The sequence below is a fragment of the Micromonospora sp. I033 genome (assembly GCF_053890995.1).
On record NZ_JBSSLX010000013.1, the window covers coordinates 1 to 14,062 of the forward strand.

The following is a 14,062-nucleotide window of genomic DNA, read 5'->3' on the forward strand; positions in this document are numbered from 1 at the left end:
GGAGGTGGGCGGCCAATCCCCCGCCGGCGGCGCCCCCACGGGCACGGACCGCGGCTCAGCTCACCGCCCGCCGCACGAGCGCGCCGATCCGCGCCTCCACCTCGGCCGTCACCTCGGTCAGCGCGAAACCGGTCGCCCACATCGCGCCCTCGTCCAGCAGCGCCTGGTCGCTGAACCCGAGCGTCGCGAAGCGCGCCTTGAACTTCTCCGCGCTCTGGAAGAAGCAGACGACCTTGCCGTCCCGCGCGTAGGCGGGCATCCCGTACCAGAGCTTCGGCGTGAGGGTGGGGGCGCTGGCCCGGATCACGGCGTGGACCCGCTCGGCCATGACCCGGTCCGAGTCCTGCATCTCGGCGATCTTCGCGAGCACGTTCCGCTCCGCCTCCGCCTCCTTCTCCGCGCGCGAACCGCGGCGCGCGGCCGCCCTCAACTCCTGGGCGTGGTCCTTCATGGCGGCCCGCTCCTCGGCGGTGAATCCCTCGTAGCCGCTGACTGCGGTGCTGGTCATGGTCACTCCTGTGGCTCGTGGCTCCCGATCGGCACCGACGTCCCCGCCCGCCCGATCCCTGTGCGCACAGCCTCTCCCGGCCGGGGTACGGGCCGCTTCCGTGCTGACCACGGAAACCACCACGGACACCGACGTCGGTGCCCGGTGTCAGGCCGGCGGGCGCAACCGGACGACCCGAACCCGGCGCGGCCGTGCACCGGCCGGCGCGGGCGCCACCGCCCGTCGCCGCCGATGAGGGTCGCGCCGGCTGCCCGGCCCCGCGCCCGTCCGCGGCGTGCCGCACGGCGGTGCGGGGCGGTCGCCGTCCGCGCGGGCGAGGCGGTGCCGGACCGCCACGGTCTCCGGGTGGTGCAGCTCGGTCAGGATCCGCATCGCGCGCTGCCAGTGCTTCCGGGCGGCAGCCCAGTCGCCCATGTCCCACCGGTTGTCCCCCCGGTGCACCAGGGCCTCGGCCTGGAAGTAGCGGTCGCCGAGGTCGAGAAAGAGGGCGAGCGCGAGCCGGAAGCAGTGGTCGGCGGCCTCGCGGTGACCGCGTTCGGCGTAGGCGCAGCCGAGACTGTCCCAGGCGCTCGCCTCGCCGTGCCGCTCCCCGAAACGCCGCAGCAGCACGAGGGCGGTCCGGATCTGCCGCATCGCCCGCGGTACCTGCCCGGCCTGCAGGTTGAGCCAGCCCGCGCCGTTCAACACCTCCGCGCGGGCGCTGGTGTTGCCCACGGCACCGAAGATCGCGGCGGACCGCCGGCTGCAACCGAGGGCGACGCGCAGGTCGTCCCGCCGCTCGGCGGCGACGGACAGCCCGTGGTGGGCGCGGGCGCGACCGCTCTGGTCGCCGAGTTCGGCGGCGAGGCGCACGGCGCGGCGCAGCACCGCCTCCGCCGCGTCCGGCCGACCGAGCCGCAGGTACGCGCGGCTCAGCCCCCGGTAGGCGTACGACATGCCGAGCAGGTCGGCGTCGGCGGTGGCCGCCCGCAGGGCGACCCGGTGGACGGCGAGCTGGTCGGCCCAGTGACCGCCGCGGGACAGGAACGCCGTCAGGACCCAGGCGAGCCGCCAGACCACGGTCGCGAGACCCTGCGCCTCGGCCAGGCGGACGGTCGCGAGGAGGGTGGGATGGTGGGCCACGAACCAGTTCCGCGCCTCCTCGGCCGTGCCCAGCACCGGCACCGCCGTCCCCACCGCGGGCGCCGGCACGAGGGGCAGCTCCCGCCGTGGCTCCAGCAGCTGGGCACCGGCGATCGCGGTGTGCAGGTAATGGTCGCAGAGGCGCCGCAGCGCCGCGTGCCGGAACGGCTCGTCGTCGTGGCGCACCAGTTCGGCGGCGTACGCGGCGATCAGGTCGTGCTGGTGGTAGCGCCCGTCCCCCTGCTCGGTGAGCAGGTTGGCCTGGTGCAGTTCGGTGAGCAGCGGGTAGGCCCCGTCCACGGGAACGCCGGCGAGGCTGGCCGCCGCCACGGCGGTGGCCGGCCCCGGGTGCAGGCCGAGCAGTCGGAACAGCCGAGCGGCGGCCCTGCTGAGCAGCTGGTACGAACCGTCCAGGCAGGAGCGGAGATCCGTCGCGGTGTCACGGCTGGCGAGCCCGTCCAGCCGGTTCCCCGTCCGGGTCAGTTCCCGCGCGACCGCCTGCACCGGCGTCGACGCGCGGCTGGTGATCCGGGCGGCCGCTACCGTGAGGGCGAGCGGCAACCCACCGCACGCCCCGGTGATCGCGTCGAAGGCGGCCGAGTCCGCCGCCGTCCGCGGTGGCCCGGTCCGGCCGGTCAACAGTTCCCGGGACGCCTCGGCGGTGAGCGGGCCCAGCTCGACCGGACGGGCGACGTCGCGGGCCATGAGCCCCACCAGCCGGTCCCGGCTGGTGACCAGCACCAGGCAGCCCGCTCCCCCGAGCAGCAGCGGCCGGACCTGCTCGCTGTCGTGGGCGTTGTCGAGGACGAGCAGCATCCGCCGGTCGATGAGCAGGCTGCGGAGCAGGCCGGTCCGCCCGATGTCGTGGGCCGGCATCGACGAGGCGGGCACGCCGAGCGCGTCGAGGAAGGCCGCCGACGCGAGCCCCGCCGCCAACGGTGGTTGCCGCGGGTCGAATCCGCGCAGGTCGACGAAGAGCTGTCCGTCGGGAAACCGGCCCCGGACCCGGTGGGCCCAGTGCACGGCGAGGCTGGTCTTCCCGATTCCCGCCGGTCCGACGATCGCGATCGTCGTGGCCGCCCGCGACGGCCCGCCGGTGAGGAGGCGGTCCAGTCGGGTGAGCGGAGTGCCGCGCCCGACCAGGTCGAGGTCGGCCGGCAACTGGGCCGGGACGGGCCGCAGCGGTGACGCCTCCGGGGCGGCCCGGGGCGCCGTGGGCGCGCCGGTCGCCTCCCCGGCCCGGGCCAGGGCGTAGAACCGCAGCCGTTGGGCGGGGGTGAGGCCGAGCGCGTCGGCCAGCAGCCGGACGGTCCGTTGCCGGGGCGTGCGAACCTGGCCGATCTCGATGGCCCGCAGGTTCCGGACGCTCAACCCGGCCCGTTCCGCCAGTTCCTCCTGGGAGAGGCTCATCGCCCGCCGGTGGGCGCGCAGGGCGTTGCCGATCATGTGCGCCTCCGCCTCGGGACACCTTCCGGCAGAAGTCGCCGGTCGATCGCCTGTGACACCCCGAGGGTACGTGGACAACGACAACCATCGAAGTCAGGAATGCGATTGACGCCGCCTGCGGTGTGCTCCGGACCGGGCCGTCAGGAGGCGAGGCGGGCGATCGCGGCGATCGAGCGGTCGATGTCCGCCTCGGTCGTCGTGGCGTTCGACACCGAGAGTCGCATCAGCCGCCGCCCCCGCCAGGTGGTGCCGCCCGCCCAGCAGGTGCCGTCCGCCTGCACGGCCGCCACCACCCGGTCGGTGCGCGCGTCGTCGCCGAAGCCGACCAGCACCTGGTTCAGCACCACCTCGTTCGCCACCTCGAACCCCGCCGCGGCGAGGCCGTCGGCGAACCGGCGGGCCAGCGCGCAGCACCGGTCGACCAGGGCCGCGACCCCGTCACGGCCCAGCTCGCGCAGCCCGGACCAGACCGCGAACCCCCGCGCCCGGCGCGAGGACTCGGCGGTGAGGTCCGCCCCCGCCGGCGAGCCGCCGGAACCGACCAGGTAGGCCGCCGCGTAGGACATCGCCGCCGCGTGCACGTCGGGCCGGCGGCAGAAGGCGAAAGCCGTGTCGTACGGAAGATTCAGCCACTTGTGGCCGTCACAGGCCCAGGAGTCCGCCAGTTCCAGCCCGTCGACGAGGTGCCGGGTGGCCGGGCTCGCCGCCGCCCACAGCCCGAAAGCCCCGTCCACATGCGCCCAGCCACCGTGGCGGTGGACCAGCTCGACCGCGCCCCGCAGCTCGTCGCAGGCGCCGGTGTTCACGTTGCCGGCCTGGAGACAGACGATGGTGGGTCCCGGGGCGCCGGCCCGCAGCACGGCCCGCAGCGACCCGGGTTCGATGGCGCCGTTCCGGTCCGTCCGCACCGGCTCCACCGCGTCCGTGCCGAGGCCCAGCAGGCGCAGCGACCGGTCGATCGTGCCGTGCCGCTCGTCGCCGACGACCACCCGGATCGGCGGCGCCCCGAGCAGCCCACGCCGTTCCACGTCCCAGCCCGCGTCGGCGAGCGCCTGGTGCCGGGCGGCGGCCAGCCCGACGGTGTTCGCCGCCTGGGCGCCGGTGACGAAACCCACCGACGCCGACGCGGGAATCCCCAGCAGGTCCTTCAGCCACCCGCCGGCGGCAGCTTCCGCGGCGATGGCGGCCGGCGACGTGACCGCGTTGAACGCGAGCTGGTCCCAGCCGGCGGCGACGATGTCAGCCGCGGTGGCCGCCGGCAACGCGCCGCCGACCACGAACCCGAAGTAGCGCGGACCGGCGCTCGCGACCAGGCCGGGCTCGGCCGCGGCGAGCAGGTCGGCCAACACCTGTTCGGGCGGGCAGGGCGCGGAGGGCAACGGTCCCCCGAACGCCGCGGTCACCGCCGCCTGGTCGACCGGCACCCCCACGGGCCGGTCCGGCAACGACCTCCGGTACGCCGCCGCGTGGTCAGCGGCCAGCCGGAACAGGTGACTCGGCTCCTCCACCGACGCACCCTAACCAGCCGGCCTCCACCTGCGCACCCACGGCCCGACCTCGTGGGCGAACTGTCCCGGTCCGCGCCGCTCCCACAGCCCGGAACGGCACCGGCCGGGCGGACGAGGGCTGGGCCGTTTGCCCCCCGTGGGCCCGGGAAGACGAGGGCCGACAGTGGCGCGCGGAGCCGCCCGCGCCACCGCACCACGGGAGGCCGACATGGGCGACCGGGAACAGTTGCACGATCTTCGCCAACAGGCCCACAAGGCGGGCATCGAGGGCAACTCCAAGATGACCGAGGGCCAGCTCCGCGACGCGCTGCGGCGGGTCGGCAAGGGCGAGAAGCCCCAGATGGCCAAGCACGAGGCCAAGCGCTGACGGGCGCGAGCGGTGCCGGCGCCCGTTGGAGGGTGCCGGCACCCCTCCGTGTTCTCATCGCGGCCTAGCGGTGCACCCGCTCCAGGAAGTCCCGCATCAGCGCCACCACCTCGTCGAGGTGCGTCTCCAGCAGCCAGTGGCCGCCGTCGAGCAGGTGCAGCTCCGCGTCGGGGAGATCCCGGAGGTACGCGCGCGCCGCACCCGCGGGCATGTAGCCGTCGTGCGGCCCCCAGAGGATCAGCGTGGGCGGCCGGTGCCGGCGTAGGTACGCCTGCTGGCGGGGGAACCAGTCGACGGTGGTGCGTTGGTCGACGAGCAGGCGGGCGAGGTTCCGCGGGCCGGGCGGGCGGCCCACCTGCGCCCAGGACAGGGTCCACAGGTCGGGGCTGACCCGGTCGGCGATCTCCTCCGGCAGCTCGCCCACGAACTCGTCGCGGAATCCCGCCTCCGAGATGTTCGGAAGCACCGTCTCCAGTGCCTGCGGGTACGGCTGCGTCCACATCTCCCTGAGCGGCGCGTACTTCGGTCCGTGCTGGTCGGGATAGATGTCGCCGTTCTGGATGACCAGCGCCGCGACCCGGTCCGGCGCGCTCATCGCCAGGCGCAGCCCGAACTGCGAGCCGTAGTCCTGGAGGTAGACGGCGTACCGGCGCAGGCCGACGACCTCGGTGAACCGGCGCAGGAAGTCGGCGTACGCGTCGAAGGTGTAGGCGAACCGCCCCTCGTCCTCCCGGGTGTAGCCGAACCCGGGCAGATCGGGGGCGAGCAGCCGCCAACGGTCGCCGAGCGCCGGCATCAGGTGGCGGAACTGGAAGGACGACGACGGGTATCCGTGCGGCAGGAGCACGACCGGAGCGTCGGGCGCGCCGGCCTCCCGGTAGAACGTCCGGATCCCGTCCACGTCGACGGTGCGGTGCGCCACGGGCACGGCTGCCATGGCGCGGCCTACCCGTCCGGCCCTCGGGCAAACGACGGCCGGTGAGCCGTCCGGACGGCCCCGGTCCCGAGGGGCGGGTGGGGTGCCGGCCCACCGACGGCACCCCACCCACGCATCGGTTCAGCCGGTCGCGCAGCTCGCGGTCGGCGTGGTGTTGTTGCCGTTCTTGTAGAGCGTGATGCCGAAGTTGTTGCCGTTGCCGTTGGGGCGCGCCGTCAGGGTGCCGCTGGTGCCGCTGATCGAGGCGTTCCAGCTGTTCTGCAGGGTCTGACCGCCGCTCGTGCGGATGGTGACGACCCAGTTGCTGGTGCCGCTGACCGAGAAGTTGACGTTGAACCGGTCGCTCCACTCGTCGCCGCGGCTGACGCTGACTATGCACCCGCCACCGGGCGGCGGTGTGGTGGGTCCGGGGGCGGCGCCGCCCACCGTGATGTTGGAACTGCCGCTGCTCTGGTAGCCCTCGGTGGCCATGATCTGGTAGTCGTGGGAGCCCAGGTTCATGCCGTACCGGGCCCACGCGTCGAAGTGGTTGCCGGCGGTGATGGTGCCGCCCACCCGCTTCGACTGCCGGACGCTCCAGTACTGGTAGAAGGTCCTGGTGCCCTCTATGGAGGGCGCGTTGACCCGCTGCGTCCGGTAGATGTCGTAGGTGCCGCCGTCGCTGGTGACGGTGCCCATGAACCCCTGGCCGCCCGGTGGCCGGTAGGTGCCCCAGCTGTCGACGATGTAGTACTCGACGAGCGGGTTCCTCGTCCACCCGTAGAGGGTCAGGTAGGCGTTGCCGGACGGGCTGAACGTGCCGGAGTAGGTCACCGTCCGGCGTGCGCCCGGATTCCAGCCCTTGCCGGCGACGAAGTTGTTGACGTTGCTCCACTGGGTGCTGTATTGGCCGCCGTTACCCATGGTCATGGAGACGTTGCCACTGTCCTTCCAGAAGGAATAGAAGTAGCCGTTGTGCGTGCCGGTGGAGTTCGACGTCACGGTCTGGGCGTGCGCCGGGCCGGACAGGAGCGCCGTGGTGCCGGCGGTGACCAGGGCGACGGCGCAGGCACCGCCGAGGAGCATCCTGAGGCGGCTGCGTCTGCGCGTCCTCGGCGGGGCGGGGGCGTCGGTCATGTGCGTGCTTCCTCTCTCGTGGGGCTGGCGGAGGCCAGCGGCGCGGCACGACCCGGTGGCCGGTCGCCCTGCACGACGACCGGAGGAGCAGGTCGCGGGGTGGTGGTTCGCATCGGCGGGGATGGATGAGCCTCGATGGCGACAGCATCGGGTGCCCGCCGTCGCGTTGTCAACAACTTCCGGAAACATTGTGGAAACCCAGCCGCCACAAGGGATCTTGGACGCGAGCCATAGTCGCTGGTCAACCGACAGAGATGATCGATGGAGATCCGCCGGTGAACCGGTCGAGCCTCGGCCTTTTGGGGCCTGCACCGCTCCGACCTTCCGGAACGTTCCGAGAGACGTCAGGCGGACACGGGTCAGCCGTCGAGGGCGGCACGGAGGAAGTCGAGCGCCGCGGCGTCGTCGTCGATGCCGCCCGCCTCGTGGCCGTTGTACCGCCACACCGCCAGTTCCACCGGCCCCCGGTAGGCGTTGACCGCGGCGAAGACCGTGGACGGGGGCACGATCTCGTCCATCAGCGCGACGGAGAGGCGCGCCGGCACGCCCGCCCGCCGGGCGAAGGCGACCCCGTCGACGTAGCCGAGGGTGCGCAGCACCGCCTCCTCCCGGTCCCGGTGCACCGCCAGGTAGTCCCGGATCTCCCGGTACGGATGGGCGTCGGTGACCGTCACGGCGCGCGGGATGTCGCACAGGAACGGCACGTACGCCACGGCCGCCCGCAGGTCCGGCACGAGGGCGGCGGCGGCCAGCGCCGCAGCGCCCCCCTGGCTGTGACCGAGCACCGCCACCCGGCCCGGGTCGACCGCGGACAGCCGGCGGGCGGCGTCGACGGCCCGGACGGCGTCGGTGAGGAACCGCCGATAGTAGTACCGGCGCGGGTCCTCGATGCCCCGGGTGACCACGCCGGGGGCCTGCGGGCCGGCCCCGGCCAGGTCAGGGGTGTCGCCCCGGCTCCACCCGGAGCCCTGCCCCCGGGTGTCCATCTGCAGGTGCGCGAAACTGGCGGCGGCCCAGAGCAGGTTCTCCAGCGGGTGGCCCCGACCGCCACCGTAGCCGACGTACTGCACGACGGTGGGCAGCCGGCCGGTGGCGCCGCGCGGTACGCGCAGCCAGGCGCGCACCGCCTGGCCGGCGAAGCCGGGGAACGTCACGTCGAACACGTCCAGGTTGGTCAACGGCGTGTCCAGCGCCGTCACGGCGACGTCGTCACCGCATCCGCGGGCCTCGGCGAGGGTGTCGGCCCAGAACGCGTCGAAGTCGTCCGGTTCGCGCAGCACGCTGCGGTAGGCGCGCAGCTCCGCCTCGGGCAGGTCGGTGTACATCGGCCCCCTCTCAGCTCGTGGGGTCGCGGGATCAGCCGGCCGGAGCGGTCCCGCCGGGCGTCCACGGGACGCCCGGCGGGCCGGCCTCACCGGATCTCGGACGTCGTCCAGCGCGGCGAGTGGGTGGTGACCGGCACGGTGTCACCGACCAGGGTGGTCAGCGCCTCCGTGTCCCGCTGCGCGCTCGTGCCGATCCAGAGTTCGACGTCGCCGGGCTCCACGACCCGGGTGAGCGTGCGGTCGGAGAAGGCCAGGCGAGTGGTGGGGACCGTCAGCTCGACGGTGACCGACTGGCCCGGGTCCAGGTGGACCCGCCGGTAGCCGAGCAGCTGCGCCACCGGCCGGGTCACCGAGGCCACCAGGTCGCGGCCGTAGAGCTGGACCACGTCGTCGCCGGCCACCGCGCCGGTGTTGGTCACGCGCACCGCCACCTGCAGCGTCCCGTCGGTCGGTGCCGCCGCCGGCGCGGTGAGGCCGGTGTGCGCGAACGTCGTGTAGGACAGGCCGTGGCCGAACGCCGCCGCCGGCGTCGCCGGCAGGTTGGTCACCTCGCTGCCCTCGCCGAGCGTGGGATGCAGGTACGAGTACGGCTGCGCCCCCGCCGAGCCGGGCAGGCTGACCGGCAGCTTGCCCGACGGGTTGACCCGCCCGGAGAGCACGCCCGCGATCGCTCCGGCCCCCTCCTCACCGGGGAAGAACGCCTGCACCACCGCCGCGCAGCGCGACAGTGCCCAGCCGACCGCGTACGGCCGGCCCGTGAGCAGCACGAGGACGACCGGCGTGCCGGTGGCCAGCACGGCCTCGACGAGTTCGCGCTGCACTCCGGGCAGCTCCAGGTCCTCCCGGTCGCAGCCTTCCCCGACCGTGCCCCGCCCGAAGAGACCGGCGTGATCACCGACGACCAGGACGGCGACCTCCGCGGCGGATGCCGTGGCGACGGCCTCCGCGAAACCGGACCGGTCGTCGGTGTCCACGTCGCAGCCACCCGCCCAGGTGACGAGATCGGCGCCCACCTCGGCACGCAGCGCGTCGAGGACGGTCGGCACCTCGATGCCGGTCTCCACGCCGGGATGCTGGACGAGCACGTGGTTGAGGAACGAGTAGCACCCGAAGAGCGCGGCCTGCCGGTCCGCGTTCGGACCGATGACCGCCACGCGTCGGCCCGCCGGCAGGGGCAGGACGCCCTGGTTGGCGACCAGGACGACCGACTCCTCGGCGAGGCGGCGGGCGATCGACCGGTGCTCCGGCGAGTCGAGGTCGACCGCCCGGGGTGGCTCGTCCGTGAACGTGGCGTCGAGCAGCCCGAGGTCCAGCTTCTCGCGCAGCACCCGCAGCACCGCCCGGTCGACGAGCGCCTCGTCGAGCTTGCCGGCCCACACCCGCTCCCGCAGGGTCAGATAGGCGTCGCCCGTCGGGAGCTCGACGTCGACCCCCGCGGCCAGCGCCTGCTCGGCCGCCTCCGCGTGGTCGGCCGCGACGTGGTGCAGCAGGTTGAGGAAGGCGACGCCGAAGTAGTCGGACACCACCGTGCCGTCGAAGCCCCACCTGTCCCGCAGCACGCCGGTCAGCATCGTCGGATCGGCGGCGACGGGCACGCCGTCGATCTCGGTGTAGGAGTGCATGATGCTGCGCGCGTTCCCGTCGAGGATCGCCATCTCGAACGGGGGGAACAGCACGTCGGCGAGCTCCCGGGGGCCGGCGTGCACCGGGGCGAAGTTGCGCCCGGCGCGCGACGCGGAATAGCCGGCGAAGTGCTTCAGCGTGGCGTGCACGCCCTGCGACTGGAGGCCGCGCACGTACGACGTGCCGATGGTGCCGACCAGGTAGGGGTCCTCGGCGATGCACTCGTCCACGCGGCCCCAGCGCGGGTCCCGGATCACGTCGAGCACCGGGGCGAGGCCCTGGTGGATGCCCAGTGCCCGCATCGAGGCCCCGATCGCCGCGGCCATCTCCGTGACGAGCTCGGGGTCGAACGCGGCGCCCCAGCCCAGCGGCGTGGGGAAGGTGGCCGCCCTCCACGCGGAGAGCCCGGTCAGGCACTCCTCGTGGACGATCGCCGGTATGCCCAGCCTGGTGCCCGTCACCAGGTCCCGCTGGAACTTCCACAGCCAGGCCGCGCGGGCTGCGGCGTCGACCGGGCGGGTGCCGTAGGCCCGGGTGAGGTGGCCGAGCCCGTGCCGGGCGAAGTCCTCGAGCTTGACGGCGTCGCCGAACTCGCCCTGCAGGGGTGCGACCGCCTCGCCGTCCTCCTTCTCCCAGAAGCCGACGAGCTGCGCGATCTTCTCCTCGAGCGTCATCCGGCCGAGCAGCTCACGTACGCGCGCCTCGCCGGAGTGCCCGTCCGGCCGATCGTGGCCGGGAGCTGCCTGGGCCGGTGCCGGCCCGCCCACCACCGCGTGGACCTCAGTCATGCTGTGCCTTTCCATTGGTTGTGCTTGTACCGCTGTCGCTCAGCCCTTGACCGCACCCTGCAGGCCGCCGACGATCTGCTTCTCGGCGAGCGTGAAGAAGAACAGCGCCGGCAGCATCGCCAGCGACGTGAAGGCGAGGACGCCCGCGGTGTCGGTGGAGAACTGGCTCGAGAAGTTCTGCACCCCCAGCGGCAGGGTGTGCAGGTCGATATCGCCGAGGACGAGCAGCGGCAGCAGGAACGCGTTCCAGCTCGCCACGAACGCGAGGACGCCGACGGTGACGAGCGCGGGCCGCGACAGCGGCAGCGCGATGCGCCAGAGGAAGCCGAGCCGGCTCGCGCCGTCGATAGCGGCGGCGTCCTCCAGCTCGCGGGGGATGGCGGACAGGAAGGGCCGCAGGATCACGATCGTCAGCGGCAACTGAAACGCGACCTGCGGGAGGATCACCGCGTAGTAGGAATTGATCAGGTCCAGGTCGCGCAGCATCAGGTAGAGCGGCAGGATCGCCGCCCCGGCCGGGAAGAGCAGGCCGAGCGTGAAGAAGGTGTAGAGCGCTTCCCGCCCGCGGAAGGCGTACCGGGCCAGGACGAACGCGGCGGCCAGGCCGAGCACCACGACGCCGAGCGTGGTGCCGAGGGCGATCACCGCGCTGTTCAACGCCTGCTGCCAGAACCTGCCCTGCGTCAGCACCCGGGCGTAGTTGTCCCAGACCCACGGGTCGGGCAGGCCCCCCGGGTCCGCGACGATCTGCGGGGTGGTGCGGAAGCCGCCGACGATCACGTAGAGGATCGGGGCGATCGACACGGCCGCGACCGCGAGCGCCAGCGCGTACGTGAGCGGGGTGCCCCAGGACACCGGCCGGCGCTCGGCGGACGGGGAAAGGACGGGGTTGGTAGCCACGGTCAGTTCGCCCTTCCGGTGATGGCGCCCTCGATGTCCCGACGGAGGATGAAGCGCTGGAACAGCAGTGCCGCGACGAAGGAGATGACGAAGAGGATGACGGCCACCGCGTTGCCGTAGCCCCACAGGCGGGCGAAGAAGCCGTTGTCCACCATGTACGTCGCCATGGTTCCCGAGGCCCCGAGCGACCGCACCGCGGGCACCGAGGTCACCCAGATCACGTCGAAGACCTGCAGCGAACCGATCATCGACAGGAACGCCCAGATCCGGATGGTCGGGCCGAGCAGCGGGAGCGTGACGTGGCGCTGGGTCTGCCACCAGCTCGCGCCGTCGATCGCGGCGGCCTCGGTCAGCTCGTGCGGCACGTTCGACAGGCCGGCGAGCAGGAGGATGATGGCGAAGCCGACGTACTTCCAGGTGAGGACGAACAGCAGCGTCCAGATGACGACGTCGAGGTCGGCGAGCCACGCCTGCACCAGGCTGCCCAGTCCCAGGGATCGCAGCAGCGCGTCGACCGTGCCGCCCTCGGCCAGGATCAGCTTCCACATGATGCCGACGGTGACCTCGGCGAGCACGTAGGGCACGAACACCAGCAGGCGGAACACGGCGCGGCCGCGGAAACGACGGTTGAGCAGCAGGGCGATGCCCAGGGCGACGGGGCCCTGGATCAGCAGCGACCCGAACACGATGACGGCGTTGTTGCGCAGCGCGTCGAGGAAGATCGGGTCCTGGAAGGCGAGCGTGTAGTTCCGGAAGCCGACGTACTCGGTCGGTGGCCCGACCCCGCGCCACCGGTACAGGCTGTAGTAGACCGCGAAGCCCATCGGCACCAGCACGAACATCACGTAGACCACGAGCGCGGGCGTCGTGAGTCCGATGATCTCGTACCACTTGCGGCGCGTCTCGGCCCGCCGGGAGGACGAGCGCCCGGCGGGCCGGCGACCCGCCGGCGGCGCGGAGACGCCGCCGGCGGGGAACCGGGTTTCGTTGGTGGAGGTCACTTGCTCGCGGCTGCCTTCATCCCTGCGACGACCTGCTCAGGCGTTCCCTTGCCCGAGAAGATGCCGACGATCCCGTCGTTCATCGCGGTGCCGACGGTGCTGCCGTAGGCCGTGTCCAGCCAGAGCTGGACGTAGCTCGCCTCGGACGTGGCCTTCAGGATGGACTTCAGGGCGGGGTCCTGGATACCGGCCTCCGCGCCCTTGACGACGGGCAGGCCGGTGCCGGTCTCGGCGTAGCCCTTCTGCACCTCGGGGCTCGCGATGTACTTGAGGAACTCGACGCACTCGGCCGGGGCGTTCTTGGCACAGGCGAACCCGTCGCCGCCGCCGAGGGCCGCCTTCGGGTCGCCGGCCGAACCGGAGATCGCCGGCACGGGGAACCAGCCGAGGAACTTGGCGAGCTTCGCCTTGTCCGTGGCGACGTTGTCGAGCGTGCCCCGGTTCCAGTCGCCCATCAGCTCCATCGCGGCCTTGCCGTTGGCGAGCAGACCGTTCGCGCTGGTCGGGTCGTTCTGGCCCGGCGTGGCGATGAAGTTGTTCTGGAACGGCTTGGTGTCGATGAAGGCCTTCAGGTCCTGGCCGGCCTTCACGAAGCACGGGTCGTCGAAGACCTTGTCCTTGGACGCCTTCTTCAGGGTGTCGACCGAGCAGGCGCGCAGCGCGAAGTTGTACCACCAGTGCGCGGCGGGCCACTTGTCACCGGCGCCCACGGCGATCGGGGTGACGTTGATGGCCTTGAGCTTCGTGACCGCGGCGTTGAGCTCTTCGAACGTGGTCGGCGGCGCGCTGATGCCCGCCTGCGCGAACATGTCCTTGTTGTACCAGATGCCCTCGATGCCCATCCGGAACGGCAGGCCGTACTGCTTGCCGTCCACCTGCCAGATCTCGGCCGCGCTGCCGATGCTGGCAACCTCGGTCTTGACCTGGTCGGTGATGTCCTTGAGGTAGTCGGCCTCGACCTGCTCGACCAGTTCGCCGCCACCCCACGACATGAAGACGTCCGGCGGGTCGTTGCTCAGCAGCGCGGCGGGAATCCGGGTGCGCTGCAGCTGGTTGGTCTCGATCGCCTCGATCTCGATCTTGACGGTCGGGTGGGCCGCGGAGAAGTCCTTGGCGACCTTCTCCCAGTAGGTCTTGCCGGGCCCGTCCTGGGGGGCGTTGTGCCACCAGGTCAGGGTCACCGGGTTCTTGAACAGCTCACTCTCGCTGGACGCCTCGTCGTCGCCGCCGCTGTTGCAACCAGCGACGACGAGAGCGCTTGCCATAAGCAGTGCCAGGGCGGCACCCGCACGGCGCTTCGTCGCCATCGATGTCTCCTCCGTCAGGCAGTCGCGGTACTCAGGCCTGCGGGGGAGTTTTACAGCCGCGAAACTTGGTGTCAATCGTTGTCGATAACGTTTTCGAGTCGCTCGTGACGGCCT

At 72.6% G+C, this 14,062-nt stretch carries 11 protein-coding genes; 1 reads left to right on the top strand and 10 read right to left on the bottom strand.

The window, feature by feature from the left end; translation table 11 throughout:
- Window positions 1-55: 55 nt before the first annotated feature.
- From ACW0Q9_RS04110 to ACW0Q9_RS04120, 3 genes are all read right to left on the bottom strand, one after another.
- Window positions 56-508, bottom strand: a complete 453-nt coding sequence (locus ACW0Q9_RS04110; protein WP_456178500.1) for an iron chaperone — start codon at window positions 506-508, stop codon at window positions 56-58.
- Between the two features lie 147 nt (window positions 509-655).
- The gene (locus tag ACW0Q9_RS04115; protein WP_456178501.1) at window positions 656-3,076 is read right to left on the bottom strand and encodes an ATP-binding protein; all 2,421 of its coding nucleotides are present in this window, start codon (window positions 3,074-3,076) and stop codon (window positions 656-658) included.
- A 140-nt stretch (window positions 3,077-3,216) separates the two neighbouring features.
- Entirely contained in the window at window positions 3,217-4,584 is a 1,368-nt protein-coding gene (locus ACW0Q9_RS04120) for a pyridoxal phosphate-dependent decarboxylase family protein (RefSeq protein WP_456178502.1), read from the bottom strand.
- 208 nt (window positions 4,585-4,792) lie between these two features.
- Here ACW0Q9_RS04120 and ACW0Q9_RS04125 point away from each other — a divergent pair, with 208 nt between their 5' ends.
- On the top strand, window positions 4,793-4,951 hold the full coding sequence (locus ACW0Q9_RS04125) for a hypothetical protein (protein WP_456178503.1): 159 nt from the start codon (window positions 4,793-4,795) through the stop codon (window positions 4,949-4,951).
- Between the two features lie 64 nt (window positions 4,952-5,015).
- Here ACW0Q9_RS04125 and ACW0Q9_RS04130 read toward each other — a convergent pair whose 3' ends face one another.
- From ACW0Q9_RS04130 to ACW0Q9_RS04160, 7 genes are all read right to left on the bottom strand, one after another.
- Complete coding sequence (locus ACW0Q9_RS04130; protein WP_456178505.1) at window positions 5,016-5,888, bottom strand: alpha/beta fold hydrolase; 873 nt, start codon at window positions 5,886-5,888, stop codon at window positions 5,016-5,018.
- Between the two features lie 120 nt (window positions 5,889-6,008).
- The gene (locus ACW0Q9_RS04135) at window positions 6,009-7,004 is read right to left on the bottom strand and encodes a glycoside hydrolase family 11 protein (RefSeq protein WP_456178507.1); all 996 of its coding nucleotides are present in this window, start codon (window positions 7,002-7,004) and stop codon (window positions 6,009-6,011) included.
- Between the two features lie 359 nt (window positions 7,005-7,363).
- Entirely contained in the window at window positions 7,364-8,329 is a 966-nt protein-coding gene (locus ACW0Q9_RS04140) for an acetylxylan esterase (protein ID WP_456178508.1), read from the bottom strand.
- Window positions 8,330-8,415: 86 nt separating this feature from the next.
- Window positions 8,416-10,740, bottom strand: a complete 2,325-nt coding sequence (locus ACW0Q9_RS04145) for a beta-xylosidase/alpha-l-arabinosidase (RefSeq protein ID WP_456178509.1) — start codon at window positions 10,738-10,740, stop codon at window positions 8,416-8,418.
- A 39-nt stretch (window positions 10,741-10,779) separates the two neighbouring features.
- Entirely contained in the window at window positions 10,780-11,646 is an 867-nt protein-coding gene (locus ACW0Q9_RS04150; protein ID WP_456178567.1) for a carbohydrate ABC transporter permease, read from the bottom strand.
- Entirely contained in the window at window positions 11,643-12,641 is a 999-nt protein-coding gene (locus tag ACW0Q9_RS04155) for a carbohydrate ABC transporter permease (RefSeq protein ID WP_456178511.1), read from the bottom strand. Before ACW0Q9_RS04155 ends, ACW0Q9_RS04150 begins: the two co-directional genes overlap by 4 nt.
- Window positions 12,638-13,948: an extracellular solute-binding protein gene (locus ACW0Q9_RS04160; RefSeq protein ID WP_456178512.1), complete on the bottom strand. Its 1,311-nt coding sequence runs from the start codon at window positions 13,946-13,948 to the stop codon at window positions 12,638-12,640. Before ACW0Q9_RS04160 ends, ACW0Q9_RS04155 begins: the two co-directional genes overlap by 4 nt.
- Between the last annotated feature and the right edge of the window lie 114 nt (window positions 13,949-14,062).